This is a genomic window from Trichocoleus desertorum AS-A10 (genome assembly GCF_039962155.1).
In the GTDB taxonomy this organism is placed as follows: Bacteria; Cyanobacteriota; Cyanobacteriia; order FACHB-46; family FACHB-46; genus Trichocoleus.
On the sequence record NZ_JAMPKN010000022.1, the window covers coordinates 45,556 to 65,589 of the forward strand.

At 48.4% G+C, this 20,034-nt stretch carries 15 protein-coding genes and 1 pseudogene; 11 read left to right on the forward strand and 5 right to left on the reverse strand.

Annotated features, from left to right (window positions below):
* Positions 1–98 precede the first annotated feature (98 nt).
* The 3 genes from NDA01_RS22215 to gltB form a co-directional block, all read right to left on the reverse strand.
* Positions 99–662: a Uma2 family endonuclease gene (locus tag NDA01_RS22215; RefSeq protein WP_348229679.1), complete on the reverse strand. Its 564-nt coding sequence runs from the start codon at positions 660–662 to the stop codon at positions 99–101.
* A gap of 64 nt (positions 663–726) precedes the next feature.
* On the reverse strand, positions 727–1,392 hold the full coding sequence (locus tag NDA01_RS22220) for an AbiU2 domain-containing protein (protein WP_348229680.1): 666 nt from the start codon (positions 1,390–1,392) through the stop codon (positions 727–729).
* Positions 1,393–1,500: 108 nt separating this feature from the next.
* A complete protein-coding gene (gene gltB, locus NDA01_RS22225; protein WP_348229681.1) occupies positions 1,501–6,174 on the reverse strand; it encodes a glutamate synthase large subunit in 4,674 nt (1,557 codons plus the stop codon).
* Positions 6,175–6,995: 821 nt separating this feature from the next.
* Here gltB and NDA01_RS22230 point away from each other — a divergent pair.
* From NDA01_RS22230 to NDA01_RS22270, 9 genes are all read left to right on the forward strand, one after another.
* Complete coding sequence (locus tag NDA01_RS22230; protein ID WP_348229682.1) at positions 6,996–8,963, forward strand: phosphodiester glycosidase family protein; 1,968 nt, start codon at positions 6,996–6,998, stop codon at positions 8,961–8,963.
* 232 nt (positions 8,964–9,195) lie between these two features.
* The gene (locus tag NDA01_RS22235) at positions 9,196–9,615 is read left to right on the forward strand and encodes a cupin domain-containing protein (RefSeq protein WP_190556929.1); all 420 of its coding nucleotides are present in this window, start codon (positions 9,196–9,198) and stop codon (positions 9,613–9,615) included.
* A 125-nt stretch (positions 9,616–9,740) separates the two neighbouring features.
* Positions 9,741–10,070, forward strand: a complete 330-nt coding sequence (locus NDA01_RS22240) for a HesB/IscA family protein (protein WP_348229683.1) — start codon at positions 9,741–9,743, stop codon at positions 10,068–10,070.
* 206 nt (positions 10,071–10,276) lie between these two features.
* On the forward strand, positions 10,277–10,657 hold the full coding sequence (rpsL, locus tag NDA01_RS22245; RefSeq protein WP_190437061.1) for a 30S ribosomal protein S12: 381 nt from the start codon (positions 10,277–10,279) through the stop codon (positions 10,655–10,657).
* 251 nt (positions 10,658–10,908) lie between these two features.
* A complete protein-coding gene (rpsG, locus tag NDA01_RS22250) occupies positions 10,909–11,379 on the forward strand; it encodes a 30S ribosomal protein S7 (protein ID WP_190437058.1) in 471 nt (156 codons plus the stop codon).
* Positions 11,380–11,462: 83 nt separating this feature from the next.
* Positions 11,463–13,586, forward strand: a complete 2,124-nt coding sequence (fusA, locus tag NDA01_RS22255) for an elongation factor G (RefSeq protein ID WP_190437055.1) — start codon at positions 11,463–11,465, stop codon at positions 13,584–13,586.
* 23 nt (positions 13,587–13,609) lie between these two features.
* Positions 13,610–14,839 carry an elongation factor Tu gene (tuf, locus tag NDA01_RS22260; RefSeq protein ID WP_190437052.1) on the forward strand — a complete coding sequence of 410 codons (1,230 nt, stop codon included), beginning with the start codon at positions 13,610–13,612 and terminating at the stop codon, positions 14,837–14,839.
* Between the two features lie 143 nt (positions 14,840–14,982).
* The gene (gene rpsJ / locus NDA01_RS22265; RefSeq protein WP_190437049.1) at positions 14,983–15,300 is read left to right on the forward strand and encodes a 30S ribosomal protein S10; all 318 of its coding nucleotides are present in this window, start codon (positions 14,983–14,985) and stop codon (positions 15,298–15,300) included.
* Between the two features lie 285 nt (positions 15,301–15,585).
* Positions 15,586–16,239: an LON peptidase substrate-binding domain-containing protein gene (locus NDA01_RS22270; RefSeq protein ID WP_348229684.1), complete on the forward strand. Its 654-nt coding sequence runs from the start codon at positions 15,586–15,588 to the stop codon at positions 16,237–16,239.
* 90 nt (positions 16,240–16,329) lie between these two features.
* Here the strand turns inward: NDA01_RS22270 and cofG are convergent, their stop codons facing one another.
* A complete protein-coding gene (cofG, locus tag NDA01_RS22275) occupies positions 16,330–17,322 on the reverse strand; it encodes a 7,8-didemethyl-8-hydroxy-5-deazariboflavin synthase subunit CofG (RefSeq protein ID WP_348229685.1) in 993 nt (330 codons plus the stop codon).
* Positions 17,323–17,403: 81 nt separating this feature from the next.
* Positions 17,404–18,120 (reverse strand): LuxR C-terminal-related transcriptional regulator, encoded by a 717-nt coding sequence (locus tag NDA01_RS22280; protein ID WP_190556933.1) that lies wholly within the window; start codon positions 18,118–18,120, stop codon positions 17,404–17,406.
* 444 nt (positions 18,121–18,564) lie between these two features.
* Here NDA01_RS22280 and NDA01_RS22285 point away from each other — a divergent pair, with 444 nt between their 5' ends.
* On the forward strand, positions 18,565–19,686 hold the full coding sequence (locus tag NDA01_RS22285) for a hypothetical protein (protein WP_348229686.1): 1,122 nt from the start codon (positions 18,565–18,567) through the stop codon (positions 19,684–19,686).
* 166 nt (positions 19,687–19,852) lie between these two features.
* Positions 19,853–20,034, forward strand: a pseudogene (locus tag NDA01_RS22290) (photosystem II q(b) protein); the annotation flags it as partial.

Consider the following 20,034-nt stretch of genomic DNA (forward strand, 5'->3'; position numbering starts at 1 on the left):
TTAGCTTGGCAAAGCAAGCAATTCAACATTAATCAGGAGGGGCATTTATGTCTGCCACTCCTCTTTTTTTGTTTCTTACAGCGTTGTGTTTATTGCCTCTATTCCAATAGCCAACCAAACACAGCTCCCACGTTTAAATTCAACTCACTTGCAAAGGATGGAACTGGGAGTTTTTGCTCTGATGCATCAAAGACTTCTGGTTGCTGTTTTGGAAGATAAACAAACACGGTTTGCTCATCTGGATCAATCAGCCAACCCATTTGAGTTCCATGATTGAGGCAATGCAGAATATTTTTAGTGACTTTGGTTTGGCTTTGATCAGGTGAAAGGATTTCAATTGTCCAGTCAGGCGCGATCGCAAATGTATTGGCAATCTCGCCATTTTCAGCGCGCGGAATTCTCGCCCAAGTAAAGACAGACACATCTGGAACAGTTGAGCGATCGCCAAAAGTGAGGCGTAGCTCTGAGAATGCCCGTGCAATTCGTCGAGATTTCAAAACAGCATTAACAGTAGTAGAAAACTCGGTTTGAATCGTGCTGTGCTTACCCTGCGGCATTGGTTTTTGAATGATTTTCCCATCAATATATTCACTAGCAGGTTTTGTTTCTGGCAGCTTCAGAAACTCCTCTAAGTTTATGGATTTAGATAGGGTCTGGGCCACGATATCTCCTTACACAAGGGAGTAGGATGAGTTTTGCATACTTGGATAGGCCGCCAATGCAGGATTATTCATCTTGCTCCATTTCCTTAGTAATATTAGGGAGCCAAGACTGTTTAAAGATCGAGGTCCAGTCATACTGAGGAATCGGCAAAAGTTTAGTGCTGCTAGCAGTAAGTAATAAAAAGTACTTTTGAAATATATTTTCAAGAATCGAAATAGCGTCATCTAAATCCTGAAAAGTACTGAGTGATTGAACTTCAGATACTTTTTCGTAATGTGCAATCCTTCGATCAATAAACTCTTTATGGAGAGCTTTAATTTTTTCCAGTTGTCGCAAGTCAATCTCTAAAGTCTTTTCAGGAAATACATTTAGATCTTTACCCGCAAGAATGTCGAACGCGTTATGCCCCAGAGTGTGCATATCCTTCGAATAGAGAGCAAGATGTTTTTCTCTAGTCAATAATGTACTATTGATTTGCAAATCACGCAAAAGCTTAATAAGAGAAATACAATCTGAGTGGTCGTCTAATTGCCTTCTAATTCCCATAAATGTTGCGTCTACATAATTCCTTGTGAGCCAATCATAAAAGAGATTAGAGTTGTTGATGGCTGAATTTTCAACAACAATTTTTCGTGTTTCTGCATAGATATAGTTTGACTGCACAAGTCTGGTTATCTGCTCTCGAAGAATTTGTACCCACCTATTCCACTTTTGAATTTTCTGTTCCATAACTATAGTAAAAGGTAATAAAAAATAGGAGCTAGCTTGAGAGCTAACCCCTATCTATATGTTACAAAGCAATCTACTGAGCGATCGCCAACCAGATTGTTCTACTTTTTACTGCACTGAACTCAATACTTTTTCAGTCGCAGCATCAGGGTTTGCTTCTGGGCTATCTGCTTCAGAAGGTGGAACCACTTGCCAGAACTTAGCCAAAGACTCTGACCAGTTCGCCAAAATCGCTTTCGCTTTTTGGCTACCTGTCCGTTCTGCATGAGCCTCAATCAGGTCACGTAGTTGTTGTTCGCCAACAGGAGCAATCACCCGTTGCACTTTCACGATTTCGGGGTTGACCTTGGTAGGGAAGCTGCCATCTTCATCCAAGAAGTAAGCGAGGCCACCCGTCATGCCAGCACCCACGTTGCGGCCCACACGGCCAAGAACAACAATAGTGCCACCCGTCATGTATTCGCAGCAGTGGTCACCCGCCCCTTCGATCACCGCTTGACCTTTGGAGTTGCGGACTGCAAAACGTTCACCTGCTTGACCGTTGGCAAACAGAGTGCCGCCCGTCGCTCCATAGAGGCAAGTATTGCCTACAATCACATTCTGAGAAGGATCGTAGGTTGCAGCGGCGGGTGGCTTGATCACAATTTCGCCGCCATGCATGCCCTTACCTACGTAGTCATTCGCCTCGCCTTCTAGATTTAGCGTCATGCCCGGTAGGTTAAAGGCACCAAAGCTTTGGCCTGCACTGCCTTTGAAGTTCAGAGTAATTTGACCTTCAAACCCAGAGTCGCCATACTTCTTCGCGATCGCCCCAGACAAGCGAGTGCCGACAGTCCGGTCAGTGTTGATAACCATGACCTCTTTCGTCACGCTACCCTGATTCGCGATCGCTGCTTGAATCTCAGTATCAGCTAATAACTGATCATCAAGCACAGGACCGTTGCTATGTACTGCCTCGTGTTGTAACCAAGCTCGGTTTTCGCGAGTATCAGGCAGTTGAGTCAAGCAATTCAAGTTCAGCGATTGGGTCTTGGCAAGGTTCGCCCCTTCACGTACGGCAAGCAGATCTGCCCGACCAATCACCTCATCCAAGGAGCGGTAGCCGAGTCTCGCCAGTAGCGATCGCACTTCTTCCGCGATGAAGCAGAAGAAATTGACCACATGCTCAGGCGTGCCCGTAAAACGCTTCCGCAGTTCTTCCCGCTGCGTCGCAACACCCACGGGGCAGTTGTTAGTGTGGCAGATCCGCGCCATGATGCACCCTTCAGCAATCATCGCGATCGAGCCAAAGCCAAACTCTTCTGCACCCATCAGCGCTGCGATTAGGACATCCCAACCCGCCTTGAGGCCACCATCCACGCGCAAAATCACGCGATCGCGCAGTTGATTTTCCATCAGTACACGATGCACTTCAGTCAGACCCAGTTCCCAAGGACCGCCCGCATGCTTAATCGAGCTGAGCGGAGAAGCGCCTGTACCGCCGTCATGACCGGAAATTTGGATGATGTCAGCGTTGGCCTTAGCCACACCCGCCGCAACTGTCCCGATGCCAATTTCAGCTACCAGCTTCACCGAAACCTGAGCCGTGGGGCTGATCTGGTGCAGATCAAAGATTAGCTGAGCCAAGTCTTCGATGGAGTAAATGTCATGGTGAGGTGGGGGAGAAATCAGGGTCACTCCAGGCTTGGAGCGCCGCAACATCGCGATGTAAGGGCTGACTTTTTTCCCAGGTAGTTGACCACCTTCCCCAGGCTTGGCACCTTGGGCCATCTTGATCTCAATTTGCTTGGCGCTAGCAAGGTACTCTGGGGTGACGCCAAAGCGACCAGAAGCCACCTGTTTAATCGAGGAGCTAGCGGTGTCTCCATTTCTCAGCCCTTTCAGGTGGGGCAAAGTGGGAGAGTTGCCGTTTTCATCCACATCGTTGAGGGTGTGGTAACGTACCGGATCTTCGCCGCCTTCACCAGAGTTGGATTTGCCGCCAATTCGGTTCATCGCGATCGCCAATGTTTCATGAGCTTCCCGCGAAAGTGCGCCCAAGGACATGCCCCCGGTGCAAAAGCGTTGCATAATGTCAGCGACCGACTCCACTTCCTCCAAAGGAATTGAGGGGCGATCGCTCTGGAAGTCGAGCAGATCCCGCAGGGCCGTAATCGGACGGTTGCTGAGGTGTTGCTGGTACAAGTCGTAATGGTCGTGGCTCTTGTCAGCCACCGCTTTATGCAAAGTTTTGACCATTTCCGGGTTGTTCATGTGGTACTCACCACCCGGACGGTATTGTACAAAGCCGTAGTTTTCTGGTTTCTTGGCGGTCAGTTCAGGGAAGGCGCGGCAATGGAAGGAAATTACTTCATTGGCTAGCTCCGCAACACTGAGGCCACCCAACCGAGAAGTTGTACCAGAGAAACCTAGATGCAACAGATCGGAGCCGATCCCAATCGCTTCAAAAATTTGGGCACCGTGGTAGCTGGCCAACAGTGAGATTCCCATCTTGGAAAGAATCTTCAGCAAGCCCGCTTCTACGGCTTTACGGAAGTTGTCTTGAGCACCATTTAGGGTCGAAACCTCGATCTTGCCACGCTGCATCATGGCTTGAGTCTTGGAGTCAGCCCACCAATGCCGTACGGTTTCCAGAGCTAGATAAGGGCAAATTGCGCTGGCCCCATAGCCAATTAAGCAAGCGAAGTGATGCGTGCTCCAGCACTGGGCTGTATCCACAACCAAGGAAGCTTTCATCCGCAAACCTTGACGAATTAGGTGGTGGTGAACTGCACCCACTGCTAGTAAAGGTGGAATGTAGCTGTGATCTTCAGTTAATTGAAGACCATTTTCCTGGTTGCGATCGCTCAAAACCAGAACTTTTTTACCTGCGCGAACCGCTTCCACTGCTTGCTGGCAGAGAGCATTTACCGCACGTTGTAACCCTTCTGGCCCTGCGGAAATGGCAAATAAAGTAGACAGTGATGCTGTTTCAAACCCAGACTGCTTGATTTGCTCTAACTCCACCTCATTCAGCACTGGAGATTCTAGCTTTAGCTGACGAGCCGACTCTGGCTTGGCTTCTAGCAAGTTACCGCGCTCACCCAACTGCATGGTCAAAGACATGACCAAACTTTCCCGCAGGGGATCAATGGGTGGGTTAGTGACTTGGGCAAAGCGCTGCTTGAAGTAGTCGTAGAGCAGACGGGGCTTCTCAGATAAAACAGCCAACGGAATGTCATCACCCATCGAGAAGGTGGGTTCTTTTCCTTGGGCTGCCATCGATTCGATGATCATTTCCACATCTTCAGAGCTGTAGCCGAAGGCCACTTGGTGACGCAGCAGCATCTGACCGTCCATTTGGGCGGTATCGGCAAAGGGTTGAGCCTGCAAATTTTGACGATTTTGCTCGAGCCACTCGCTATAAGGATGAGCCTGAGCCACCCGTTGCTTGATCTCCCAGTTCTTCAGGACTTCATGGGTGCCCAAATCCACCGAGATCATTTGTCCAGGGCCAAGGCGTCCTTTTTCTACAATCTCTGCTTCCGGCAGGTCAACCACACCCGCTTCCGAAGCAACTACTACAAAGCCATCTTTGGTGATGCTATAGCGAGCGGGACGCAAACCATTGCGGTCTAGAGTCGCGCCCACTTTTTTGCCATCACTAAACACCAACAGCGCGGGGCCATCCCAAGGCTCTTGGATGCCGCTGTAGTACTCGTAGAAGTCAACAATCTCTGGATAGTTAGCCAAGTCTGGCTGATTCTTGTAAGCCTCTGGCACCATGATCATCAAAGCTTCCACTGGGCTACGCCCTGACTGCACCAGCAGTTCCATGACGTTGTCTAGAGTCGCGGAGTCACTGTTGTCTGGGTTGACCACAGGCTTGAGGTCTTGCAGGCGATCGCCCCAAGTCGTGTGAGCTAAATCGGCCTCCCGCGCCATCATCCAGTTGATGTTGCCGAGCAGAGTATTGATTTCACCGTTGTGGCCCAAAAGCCGCATCGGTTGTGCCAGGGGCCACTTAGGTAAGGTGTTGGTGCTAAAGCGACGGTGGTACACCGCAAATACGCTTTGGTAAGCAGGCTGCTTCAGGTCGGTGTAGAAATCTCCCAACACCGCCGATCGCACCATTCCTTTATAGATAAGGGTGCGGCTAGAGAAGGAGCAGACATAAAAATCTCTCAACGAGTCATACTCGCTAGGCCCGGAAGATTCTTGAAGGGCGATCGCAACTGCCTGCTCAATCCGCTTACGAACTAAGTACAGTTTGCGCTCTAACTCATCCCCAGTTAGGCTCTCAGCCTGTATCAATACTTGCTCAATTTGAGGTTGGTTTTCCTTCGCTTGAACGCCCAACACTTCAGGCTGAACCGGAACCAAACGCCACCCTAACAACGTTAGAGATTCTTCCTGAACAACTTTTTCTACAATCTGACGAGCTTTGGCCGCAGCAGAGGAATCTTGAGGCAAAAAGAGCATGCCTACCCCTGTGCGCTCAGGTGCAGCGGCTGGCACTCCCATCTCAGCAAGAGACTGCTGCAACAATTCCCAAGGGATAGCAGTCATCAACCCTGCGCCATCTCCAGAATCTTGGTCGGCACTACAGCCACCACGATGTTCTAAACATTCTAGAGCTGACAACGCCTTAGCCACTAAAGAGTGGGTAGCTCGACCTTGGAGATCCGCAATGAAACCAACGCCACAAGCATCTCGCTCCTCAACCAACCAACGTTGGCCGGAGTAGCCTGCTTCTAATCCCTGATTTAATTGCTGGTTCAAATTCACACTCACGTTATCCATGGGATGGCTCGCTTCGTTCATTGGCTAAGGCTGGGTAAAGTCCTCTGGAGTTAAAAATTAGTTTGATTGGGCGCAGTCGTCGCTACAGCAAGAAGCTGCACATTAATTACGAAGCCACGATCAAAGGCAAAGTCCGTACCCTATTAAATTTAAGAACGTACTTAACCCTCCGGCGGTTCATGAGCTTGAGGTAAGTCAAGACACTACCTTTACGGGTTTGGCTCCAAACCTGCGCTTCCCATCAGCATGGCTGGCAAACTTCAAAAGCTATTTAATTCAACCCCTTGGCCCCACTTAATTTGTGTTGGTGACAGGTAAAATTCTTCTCGCGAATCCAAGTTACTGGTGCCATGAAACAGTACCTAACACCCCCGTCGCTAAGGGTTTTCTAGGGAGCTGGAGTAAAAATATTATAGAAGGTATCTGAATCTGACAATCCCTAACCTCTACCGTATCCGTTACGGGTTTACGGGTTGTCAGACTACATGCCTTTTCTTGCCCAGGCTGGTTCCCTATTTTTCAAGCAACTTTAAAGACTACAGCAGAGCTTGTATTAAACACAACAATCTCATGCCGACTGATAGTCCCATATCTTCATTATGAAACTTGGTACCAAAAACGAAGTCACTATTTCCTGATAGAGGGACTCAGGTGTCTGCTGATTTGAGTAAGAACTCAGTCATCCTTACGGAAAATCAAGAAGTAAAAACTTAAGGATCAAAAAACTGTGAGCTTCGCGATCGCCCTCTAAAATTCAGTCGTTGAAGTCAGAATTTGTCTCGGCAGTGCTCGTTTAAAGTTTCAGGACTCCTCAAATCATCGTGCTTAACGCTAAAACCTTCGCTCAGCGGTTGCTCGCCAAACCTGCTCCTCGGTCCCTCCATCTTCCTTCAAGATTTTTACTTTCACCCCTGCTAGCGTTGTGCTACCTCCTAATGGGTGCCTTTGTAGACAGAGTAGAGAGTGGAGCTGTACCCTCTGCGATCGCTCAACTCAGTCAAGCAACTCCGGTGACTCCGCGATCGCCCAGTACCTCACCAACCTCTTCATCTGCTCAATTGTTACAGCAGGGAACCCAAATTTCTCTCAATGGTCGCATTTGGCCCGTTGCTTGGGGGCAGTGGCAATCTAATAGTAATCAAATTCGTACAGGAATTAGTGACACAGGCTTACTGCGTACAACTGGGGTGGATTTGTTAAACACCAATGACCCTCTACAACAGCCCGTGCAGTGGTACTCTAGCCCCACTTCGAACTCACTCAACTTAGCCGTCCGTCACAGTCAGCAATATCGCTATTTAGATATTACGGAGCTAGCAACTCGCACTGGTTGGCAAGTAAGAACATCGGGCAGTACGCTTCTTATCAATGCCCCCACATCGCAACTGACCTCTATTCGGCAAGGCCGTCAGCCTTGGGGCACTCGCATTGTTGTAGATCTAGACCGTCCTACCCCTTGGCAAGTCGATCAGCAAGGCCAAGCCTTGACTGTAACGCTCAACGCAGCTGCTGAACCAGCTTTAATTCAGCGTTTCCAGCCCAGACCTATACGCCCCATACCTAGCAACACCCCAGCCCGCCCTATTGCCACTCCCCCAGGAACTCCACCTCGGTCAGGTATTCCTCTAAAACTGGAAGTTGTTCAGAACCAACTAGCATTGCGCCTGGATATTCCGGTGGGTTTGCAACCACAATTCTCAACTTTATCCCAGCCGAATCGGCTCATCATCGACCTTAGACCCGACGCTATGATAGAGCGCAATATATTGTGGGCTCCAGGGCTACGCTGGCAACAGCAGTTTCTTACGCTGGGTAGCTCTCGTTTTCCTGTGGTTTGGCTCTCGGTGAACTTGCGTCAGCCCGGATTGAAGCTAGGGCCAATCTGGAGCAACCCCAGTTCTCTCGTCGGCATTGCTCCCCTCGTGCAAACCGCTCAGCGTTGGCAAGTCGCCGCCGCCATTAATGGGGGCTTTTTTAATCGCAAAACCCAGTTACCACTTGGTGCCGTTCGGCAAGATGGCCGTTGGGTATCCAGCCCAATTTTGAACCGAGGGGCGATCGCTTGGAATGAGGCAGGAGACGTAAAAATCGATCGCCTGACGCTCCAAGAAACGCTTAGCACTTCCACTCAGCAACGCCTACCCGTTTTGTCAGTCAACAGTGGCTACGTTCAGGCAGGCATTGCTCGCTATACCTCGCTTTGGGGAGCTGCTTACACACCACTGACTGACAACGAAATCATTGTCACCGTTCGCAACAACCAAGTAACCGCTCAACAGCCTGGTGAGGGGGCAAATAAAGGTGTCTTCCCAATCCCTAGTGATGGCTATTTGCTGACCTTACGGGCCAATCGCGCTGCTGCCAGTGCTCTACCCGTTAATACAGCGGTACGACTGGAGGGTGAAACTATACCCGCTGACTTTGATCGCTATACCCAAATTATGGGTGCGGGTCCATTGTTAGTACAAAATCGGCAAATTGTGCTCGATGCTAAAGCAGAAAAGTTCAGCGATGCCTTTGTTAAGGAAAGAGCGGTTCGCAGTGTAATCGGCACGAATGGGGAGGGCACCCTAATGATAGCGGCGGTTCACAATCGAGTCGGAGGGGTGGGTCCAACTTTGGCTGAAGTGGCTCAACTGACCCAACAAATGGGAGCGATCGATGCCCTCAACCTAGATGGTGGCAGTTCTACAACCCTGTATCTGGGTGGTCAAATTCTCAATCGTCCTCCTCAAACCGCCGCCCGGGTACACAACGGCATTGGAGTATTTATCCAACCCAGGCCATAAGTACTTCTAACTACACTTTTTTGAAAAAAGTTGAAGCTGCTTTGAAGTTCCCTGGCAGTGAGTAAAGACTTGATGTAAATTTGCCGATTTGCCTAACTCATGGGTGACATCAACCAGACCACATTTGCTATGTTTGCCTTCAGGCCAACCTTGTGGCTTCTAGGATTTGGAGATTTACCCTCTCAATCTTGACTAAAACATCCCTGTCCAGCAGTTCTTAAGGAGAGAAATCGTGGCCCAGCTTCAAGAAGTTCCTCAAGCGTCTACCTTCCCTACAGCCCCCCCTGTTACTTCCAAGGGAGTTGCTGCAACAGAATTGCGTCCCTGGGGTTCTTTCACGATCTTAGAAGAGGGCCGAGGCTACAAAATTAAGCGAATCGAGGTAAAGCCAGGGCATCGTCTCAGTCTGCAAATGCATCATCATCGCAGTGAGCATTGGATTGTAGTTTCTGGCACCGCTAGAGTCAATTGTGGCGATCAAGAGCTAGTTTTATGCAGCAATCAATCCACCTATGTACCGCAATGTACTAGTCATCGGTTGGAGAACCCTGGGGTAATTCCTTTGGTTTTGATTGAGGTGCAAAACGGTGAGTACCTAGGCGAAGATGACATCGTGCGTTTTCAAGACGATTACGCCCGTACAGCTTCGTGAATCAAGTAGCGTTCTAAGTTCTAAATTGAATTAACTTAAGCAAGCTGGCAGCGTTAGTAGGATACTATTAGCGCTGTAAATTCTTTTTAGAGCACTTACTCAAAAGTCACTAAAAAACTCGGTGAATGATGCTCCAGCTCAGCCAAGCCGCAATCAAGGAAATCTTGCGTCTCAAGCAGAAGTGCCACAAGCCAGATGCCGTATTCCGTTTGGGAGTACAGCCAAGTGGTTGTTCGGGTATGTCCTACACTCTAGAATTTGACGAAGAAGTCGGGCTTAATGACGCGTTGTATGACTGCAACGGCATTCAAGTTGCGATCGCTCGCTCAAGCCTAACCGTTCTAAGCGGCTTAAACTTAGATTACTCCGAAGACCTAATGGGCGGCGGCTTCCGCTTCCACAATCCCAATGCCACTCAAAGCTGTGGCTGTGGTAACTCCTTCTCTGTCAGCTAAACGTTACAATTTGACTTGATAATCGAACTGTTCCCTCAAAACCACTCAAGCACTGATATAGCAGGCAGCTCAGCAACACACGACCGTCGCTTGAGCCTCAAGGATTTGAGATTGTTCACCAAAAAATTGACATTGACTCCATTAACTCGGTAAGATTAGAATTTGTTGTTTGTTGAAGCAGCGAAAGGCCGCGCACGCCATAACTCATGCCCACTATCCAGCAACTCATTCGTAGCGAACGTCAGAAAGTTCAGAAGAAAACCAAATCCCCGGCTCTGAAGAGTTGCCCTCAGCGTCGTGGCGTTTGCACAAGAGTTTACACGACCACTCCTAAGAAGCCCAACTCCGCTCTGCGTAAAGTTGCCAGGGTTCGTCTAACTTCTGGTTTTGAGGTCACAGCCTACATCCCAGGTATCGGTCACAACCTGCAAGAGCACTCTGTAGTAATGATTCGAGGCGGTCGGGTCAAAGATCTGCCCGGTGTGAGATACCACATCATCCGGGGCACCTTGGATACTGCTGGAGTTAAAGACCGCCGTCAAGGTCGCTCCAAGTACGGTACCAAGCGTGCTACTGCTAAAAAGTAAAGCCCAAGCTTGTCATTCGTATCGGTTAAAGCTGAAGAAGCAAGTATTAGTAAGTTGCAAGCTTTGCTTGGAAGACTGGGCTATTGCATACGGCCTTAGAGAAGCTGGAAAAGTATCTCGGTCTTTTGGCTTGGCCAATTCTATAACAATGGTCGTATTGCTTCTTGCTTTACCGAGCTTGTTTTTGACTGAATAAATCTCGAATTGCATTCAAAATAGTAGTTCCGCAATCTTTTCTCTGAAGGCTCAATATGTCTCGTCGTACTGTTATTCAAAAACGTCCTGTTCCTCCTGATTCTGTATACAACAGTCGCCTAGTCAGCATGATGATGCGGCGGATTATGAAGAGTGGTAAGAAGTCCGTTGCTTCCCACATTGTTTATGATGCTTTCAAAACCATTGAGGAACGGACAGGCTCAGATCCCTTAGAGCTATTTGAAAGAGCAGTACGAAACGCAACTCCTTTAGTTGAAGTAAAAGCTCGCCGAGTAGGTGGAGCAACATACCAAGTCCCGATGGAAGTTCGCTCTGATAGAGGAACTGCTTTAGCTTTACGTTGGTTAAGTCAGTTTGCTCGTCAGCGCGCTGGCCGAACTATGGCTGGCAAGCTAGCAAATGAATTGATGGACGCAGCTAACGAGACTGGTAGCGCGATTCGTAAGCGTGAAGAAACTCACCGCATGGCTGAAGCGAATAAGGCTTTCGCCCACTATCGGTACTGATCTCCGAACCCTGGTTTCCGCAACAAAAGTATAGAATTCTAACAGAAGCGCAAATTTTTGCGGCAAAGACAAAGGAGGTAGCCGTGTCACGCACCACCCCGCTTGAACGAGTACGCAACATTGGTATTGCTGCCCACATTGATGCGGGCAAAACTACAACAACAGAGCGAATTTTGTTCTACTCCGGTGTAGTTCACAAGATTGGCGAAGTCCATGATGGAACTGCTATCACTGACTGGATGGAGCAAGAGCGGGAGCGGGGCATTACCATCACTGCTGCCGCAATCAGTACTGCTTGGGCCCGTCGCGACCCTAAAAACCCGACTAAGGCCTTGGCAGGCGAGCCTGAATATAAGATCAACATCATTGACACCCCAGGTCACGTAGATTTCACGATTGAAGTAGAACGTTCCATGCGGGTGTTAGACGGTGTTATTGCTGTCTTTTGTTCAGTGGGCGGAGTTCAGCCTCAATCTGAAACTGTATGGCGTCAAGCCGATCGCTACAAAGTCCCTCGAATGGTCTTTGTCAACAAAATGGATCGGACTGGAGCTAATTTCTTCAAGGTTTACGGTCAGATCCGTGATCGTTTGCGTGCCAATGCAGTTCCAGTACAAATCCCCATTGGTACTGAAGAAAACTTCAAGGGTCTCGTAGATTTGGTACGCATGCGTGCTCATATTTACAGAAATGACTTAGGAACTGACATTGAGGAAACTGAAATTCCTGCGGAAGTTCGGGAGCAGGCTGAGGAGTTCCGTCTGAAGCTGATCGAGTCTGTTGCGGAAACCGATGATACCCTCACCGAGAAGTATCTAAATGGTGAAGAGCTAACGGAAGAGGAAATTCGAGCTGCGCTCCGTAAAGGAACGATTGCTGGAATGATTGTTCCGATGCTCTGTGGCTCTGCCTTTAAAAACAAGGGTGTGCAGCAAATGCTGGACGCAGTAATTGATTACCTGCCTGCTCCAGTGGATATCCCTCCTGTTCAAGGAACACTGCCCAATGGCTCAACGGTCGAGCGGGGTCCAAGCGATAGTGAGCCGTTCTCAGCTCTAGCCTTTAAGGTGATGTCCGATAAGTTCGTCGGGCGGCTAACCTTCGTTAGAGTCTACTCAGGTGTCTTGAAGAAGGGTAGCTACATCCTAAACGCCTCCAAAAACAAGAAAGAGCGCGTCTCCCGCCTCATCATCTTGAAAGCCGATGACCGGATTGATGTGGATGAACTGCGTGCTGGTGACTTAGGGGCTATTCCTGGCTTGTCGGATACCTTGACTGGGGACACGCTTTGCGATGAAAATGCTCCTGTAATCCTGGAATCTCTTTACATCCCAGAGCCGGTGATCTCGGTTGCGGTAGAGCCAAAAACCAAGCAAGACATGGAGAAGCTTTCCAAGGCCCTTAAAGCGCTTTCGGAAGAAGATCCAACTTTCCGGGTTAGTATTGACCCTGAAACCAACCAAACCGTGATTGCAGGCATGGGTGAGCTGCACTTAGAAATTCTTGTAGATCGCATGCTACGGGAATTTAAGGTGGAAGCCAATGTAGGTGCTCCCCAAGTCGCTTACCGTGAAACTATACGCAAGGCAGTTAAAGCTGAAGGCAAATTTATCCGCCAAAGCGGTGGTAAGGGTCAGTACGGTCACGTTGTGATTGAACTGCAACCGGGTGAAACAGGCAGCGGCTTTGAGTTTGTCTCTAAGATTGTTGGTGGTACTGTACCTAAAGAGTACATCGCCCCGGCAGAACAGGGCATGAAAGAAGCCTGTGAGTCTGGGATTCTGGCTGGATACCCACTGATTGACGTTAAAGTCACGATGGTAGATGGCTCTTATCACGATGTAGATTCTTCGGAAATGGCTTTTAAGATTGCTGGCTCAATGGCAATTAAGGAAGCTGTGATGAAGGCATCCCCTGTTCTGCTGGAGCCTGTAATGAAGGTTGAGGCTGAGGCTCCCGAGGAATTCCTCGGCTCCGTCATGGGTAACCTTATTTCCCGTCGAGGCCAAATTGAAGGTCAAACAGTTGAACAGGGAATTGCTAAGGTAACCACTAAGGTTCCATTAGCTGAGATGTTTGGATATGCCACGGATATCCGGTCTATGACTCAGGGCCGCGGTACATTTACGATGGAATTTAGCCAGTATGACGAGGTACCTCGCAACGTGGCTGAAACAATCATCGCGAAGAGTAAAGGGAACGCATAATCAGGAAGAGGAACACATAATCCATGGCACGCGCAAAGTTTGAACGGACTAAACCCCACGTTAACATTGGTACCATTGGTCACGTTGACCACGGTAAAACCACTCTAACTGCTGCAATCACTATGACTCTGGCTGCTTTGGGTCAGGCAGCAGCTAGAAATTATGATCAAATCGATGCCGCACCTGAAGAGAAGGCTCGGGGTATTACGATTAACACAGCTCACGTTGAGTATGAGACTGCCAACCGTCACTATGCTCACGTAGACTGTCCTGGCCACGCTGACTATGTCAAAAACATGATCACTGGCGCTGCTCAGATGGACGGTGCCATCCTAGTGGTGTCTGCGGCTGATGGCCCTATGCCTCAAACTCGTGAGCATATTCTGCTCGCGAAGCAGGTAGGTGTTCCAGCAATGGTTGTCTTCTTAAACAAAGAAGACATGGTGGATGATGCAGAACTGCTTGAGTTGGTAGAACTCGAAGTTCGTGAACTCCTCAGCTCCTACGACTTCCCTGGCGATGATATTCCTATCGTTGCTGGTTCAGCGTTGCAAGCAGTAGAAACCATGACTGCTAATCCTAAAACGCAACGAGGCGAAAACCAGTGGGTTGATAAAATTCACCAACTCATGGATGAAGTTGATGCTTACATCCCAACTCCTGAGCGTGAAGTTGATAAGCCCTTCCTGATGGCGGTAGAGGACGTATTCTCCATCACAGGTCGTGGTACAGTCGCAACTGGCCGGATTGAACGCGGAAAAATCAAGGTTGGTGACACCGTTGAATTGGTGGGCATCAAGGACACTCGCAGCACCACTGTAACGGGTATTGAGATGTTCAAGAAGAGCCTTGAAGAAGGGATGGCAGGAGACAACGCGGGTCTACTACTGCGTGGTATTCAGAAAGCTGATATTGAGCGGGGCATGGTAATTGCTCAGCCCAAGTCCATCACTCCTCACACTCAGTTTGAGTCTGAAGTGTATGTTTTGAAGAAAGAAGAAGGTGGTCGTCACACTCCTTTCTTCCCTGGCTACCGTCCTCAGTTCTATGTTCGTACCACTGATGTAACTGGCACCATCACCACCTTTACTTCCGATGACGGTAGTGAAGCTGAAATGATCATGCCTGGCGATCGCATCAAGATGACTGTAGAACTAATCAACCCGATCGCGATTGAGCAAGGTATGCGCTTTGCTATCCGTGAGGGTGGTCGTACTATCGGTGCGGGTGTCGTTTCTAAGATCCTCAAGTAACTCTCTGTTATTGATGATCTAGGAGCAGAAAAGAAGTGCCATTTCGGTATTATGCTTTTCTGCTCCCGCTTTTTTGGCATAGCACTCTGCTATACAGATTATTTTTCAGACCGTAGAACCTCGAAAATTCGAATAAATCCAAAATGGCAACTATTCAGCAGCAAAAAATCCGTATCCGCCTCAAAGCTTTTGACCGTCGTCTCTTGGATACTTCTTGCGAAAAGATTGTTGATACTGCAAATCGCACAAACGCTACAGCGGTTGGACCGATTCCTTTACCAACCAAGCGGAGAATTTATTGCCTCCTGCGATCGCCTCACGTAGACAAAGACTCCCGAGAGCACTTTGAGACTCGGACACATCACCGCATCATTGATATTCACCAGCCTTCTTCAAAAACTATCGATGCCTTGATGAAGCTAGATCTACCAGCTGGCGTTGATATTGAAGTCAAGCTCTAGTAACGCTAGGGAAGTTCTATAGAGGTTGGAAAAACTTGGTCTTGACCTTGCTAGCCTACGCCTCAAAACATTGGGCCAGATCAAATTAGTGTTGGTTTTATCCCCTTAAAGCGTGAGGCATGAGCTTTGAGGGGCTTCTTATTCTTATTAATTTGCCTTTGCGTTCTGAGCAATTTAAGTAAGTTCAAATAATAGGTTTCTACGGAAAACTTTTGGTGGTGCCCTGATGACTCCCTTATATGGGATAGAGTAGAGACAGAAGCACTGTCTCTTAATCTTTAGACAATGGCATCCTCCTCATCAATTGCGGTTCGAGAACTTCCTCTATTTCCCCTGCCAGAAGTAGTTCTGTTTCCCGGTCGGCCTCTCCCTCTGCACATTTTTGAATTCCGTTACCGCATCATGATGAACACGATTCTGGAGGGCGATCGCCGCTTCGGAGTGTTGATGTGGGACCCGGTTGAAGGAAAACCTGCTCTGGTAGGATGCTGTGCTGAAATTCTTCAATTTCAACGCTTGCCTGATGACCGTATGAAGATATGGACATTGGGACAACAACGGTTTCGAGTGTTAGAATATGTCCGAGAAAAGCCTTATCGGGTAGGGCTTGTAGAGTGGATAGAAGACCAGCCTACCGAACAAAACTTACAACCTTTAGCGACTGAAGTTGAGCAATTGCTTCGCGACGTGGTTCATCTTTCAGCCAAGCTCACAGGTCAGGTTATCGAACTACCGGAAAGTATTCCTGATCTACCGCTAGAACTTTCCCACTGGGTAGCTAGTAATCTATACGGTGTTGCGGGTGAGCAGCAAGCTCTTTTAGAAATGCAAGATACGGTAGCTAGGTTAGAACGGGAAGCAGAAATCCTCACTTCCACGCGAAATCATCTAGCGGCTCGCACCGCATTGAAGGATGTCTTGAAGGATACTCCTAAATAATTTCAGCAAGTTAGGGACGGCGATCGCCAAACCTGCTAGATAAATACCAATGCAAGTAGGCTGTTCAGAGATTAGATCTGAGCAGCCGCTTCAATTTGAGTGGCCATCGCCAACTTGGGTTTGTAAGGTAGAACGCCACTGCTGTACTAGCGTCTGCGATCGCTTTGGTAGCCAATGATCATACTTAGGATAAACCGGCAAGCGGGGTACTAGATGCCAGCCCTCTGGGGCCAAGATCGCAGTTAAAGTTTCTACTTCTGGGTGGGAATAGTTGGGGTTCACTTCATCTCGCGGCCCAATTCCACCTAAGTCCCTCGCTCCCGCTGCTAAGCAAGCCAATAGTAAGTCTGGTTGCTGCACTAGATTAGGAGGGATTTGTAAAGTAATGCTGTTAGGTAAAATCTGCCGAGCTGTTGCAATTACCTCGACCAGTTCTGCTGCGGCGAAGGTAGCCCCCTGCCAAACTTGGCTTTGGCCTGGGCTATGAGGTTGCAAAATTACTTCTTGAATATGTCCCCAGCGCTCCTGTAGCTGTGCGATCGCTTCTAGGGTTGCCCAGCGATCGCCTGGAGTTTCACCAATGCCTAATAATAATCCTGTTGTGAAAGGGATTTGCAGTTCCCCTGCCCAAGCCAACTGTTGCAGTCGCAGTTGAGGAACTTTACTAGGAGCATGGCGATGTACGGTTTCTAATAACTTTGGGGTAACTTGCTCTAGCATCAACCCCATAGAAACATTTACAGCCTTTAGCTGCGACATCTCCTCAAAAGTTAGAGGCCCAACATTAGTATGAGGCAGTAGTCCCAGAGATAAAGCCAATTCCGCTAAATCAGAAATTCGTTGCAGCCAGTCAACTCGCCGCAAACTGCGCGGATGCACTTCACCACTGAGCAGCAAAATTTCAATAGCACCTTGAGAGCGAACTCGCCGCAATTGAGTTTCAGCTTCGCTCAAAGACAACCAAACATCCTCTCCTGGATCAACTCGAAAATTGCAGTAGGCGCAACGATTAAAGCACTCATAAGTGGGTACTAAAGTGTAAGCAGGACTATAAGTAACGGTGGCTGTTGTGGGTAGAGGCATAGATTCAGCAGCAAGGACAAGCAACTTAGAAGTCTAGCTGCCCTTGCTGAGTCTTACTCGCTTAGTCTTATAAATCATTGCTTAAAACACTACAACCTGTTCTCGCCCTTGGCAGCTCCGTTTTTTGGCATAAACGTTTTTGACGTGAGTTTTGACCGTGTTCAAGCTGATGCGTAATGTTTTAGCAATTTCTTGATAGCTGTATTCCTGCCGCAGCAGCATCCAAATTTCGGTTTCGCGTTCAGTCAGGTCGTATCTTTTTTGCTCAATCTGTAATTCTTCTCGCAGTACCTCAGTGCAGTTCTCTAAAATCACCAAAATGTACTGAGAATCGTTAGCTGAACTGGCAACGCCATCAGTCGGGTTCACTTGTAGCCAGCTAGCTCGGATGCGAATCAGATGCCCCTGAGGAGTTTGGCGTTCGACAACGAGAGGTTGCTTGGTAGAACTAGCATTTTTTAACAAGCGGTGGCCAATTTCTGAGATCACTAACGGTGGGCTAGCAGGTTGGCGATCGCCTGAAGCTAGAAGTTGGCACAGATGATTAGCTCTCTCGTTTAGATAAAGTGGCTGCATATTACGAGAGAGCACCACTACTCCTTGAGGCAAAGCCTCCAACAGAGTACTCCAGAGCATCTCCAAAACCGATGTGCTAGCTGTAGGCACTTCATCTCTTCGCTCCATAGGGGGTTTGAAGGTGCGTCTGGTGAAGATTTGGCTGTTAAGGAAGTAATGATTGAGCGATGCAGTCTTGAGGAATTGAGCCTCTACGGGATTAGGAAGTAGACGGGCTGTCATGGGGGTGTGCCTCAAATCATGCCGCTATTCTGCGCGCTCTAAGAATGAACATGCAATGAGCAGCTAGTAGGCAGCACCAGAATCCTGAAGTGCAACTAACCACGCTGAAACGAGGTGAACCAGGGTGAAGTGAGGTGAAGTTTTCCGTTACAATTCCTTTCTCGATAGAGAAATTGCGGAATAATAGTGTCAATTAAGCAAAAAGATTGGGGCCGCACTAGATTTGTCAGCGGCTTATCTCAGCTATAACAGCGCCTAGGGCAACCTTGAGCTGTTATCCCCTAAGCGCAGGAAGTAGCTACTAAACCTTTTTTGGCTTTCCTATAGTCTAGATTTTCAACTGAATTGCCTTTTCAAGACTCACTCGTTAGGGTGCTCTTTTGTTTAAGCCCTATCCTGCCAGCGCCGAATCCTTTAAAACTCTGCCGACTCAGGTATTGCTGAATGATTAACTTTGATAGCCGCTCTAAGCTGATCGCTGAGGGACGCAGTGTAGACAAAACTGTCTCCTCCCTAAAACCTGAATTATTAGACCAATGGTTTCCGGTACAACAGCAGCAACATTATGTTTCCCAATGGATGGGAATCGGTCGAGTTGGGTTAACAAAGCGACGGGCTGAGTGCTTGGTGCAGTTATGGGCTTATCTATTTCTCAAACAACAATTTCAGTTGGGGCAGATGCCTAAAGCTTCCTTAACTGCCTTAGGGAGTTTAGAAGGGCTAGTACCTTGCACTCACCGTGAGGCAGCTGAACTGTTTTACAGCAAAACAGAACGAGGGAGCGATCGCGCGGCTGGCATGATGATCGATCGCCTAGCAGCTTTAGGTCTGATAGAAAAAAAGTTTGATGGTCACACCATCTGCATTGGCATTCGGCCCTTACCATCACCTCCTCCACCAAAAGACCCAAGCTTGCCCGAGGTTTTACCAGACGCCTTTAACCCCAGAACCGATACGATTCCTATTGCCAGCTTATTGGCGCGTAACTACTCGTGGATGGACAAAGACCCTTCCGCGATCGCGCCTCAGAAAATTGCCAAAATTTTGCGGTGTTGGGCTCAACAATATCCCAAGGGGATGCGGGTGCTGCGTCGATGTGACAACTTGACTGCCGTTGGGATTAACATCCTATTTCCCGTTGCGAGTGAATCTGAAGTTAATTTTTTCCTGCCACCCACTAAGAGCCTTTACCTCACAACCAGCACTGAAGTTGACCCATTTAAGATCGCTACTCCAGGAGATCCAGACTGCACCTCTATTTTTGTCCGCTCCTGGATGATTGATCCGCCTTACATGCAGCGGCAACAGATGTATCAATTCTTGGAGGATGGTCGGCAGACCTTAGTGGCTATGCAGGAAGACTTCCCCAACTTATGCGACATTTACGCACTTGCGATTCATCCTATTTACGAAGAGTTACAGCCAGCGATCGGATTTCATAAGACTTGTCAAGCACCTCAAAGCCTTCTGTACTGGACTTATCAACCAGTAGATCGTTACTTAGCTTTAGACCTGAAGCAAGCAGTTGCCACCTTAAAGCTGGATCTTTTCCCCAGCGATCGCTAAAACAGGAGGTGCCAATCAAACGGAGGTATTTGTAAATAAAAGTTAAATATTCAACAATTAATACTCATAAACTGCTTTACAAAATTAAATAGATCGTCTAACCTAAGACTTAAGTGGAGTAAACATCCACGCATCATTTTGTAGTTCATTAAGCACTCATCCAGACATGACTACCACTCTACAGAGACGCGAAAGCGCCAACCTGTGGGAGCAGTTCTGTAACTGGGTTACCAGCACCGACAACCGCCTCTATGTAGGCTGGTTCGGCGTCCTGATGATCCCCACCCTGCTCTCCGCCACCATCTGCTTCATCATTGCCTTCATCGCGGCTCCTCCCGTCGATATCGA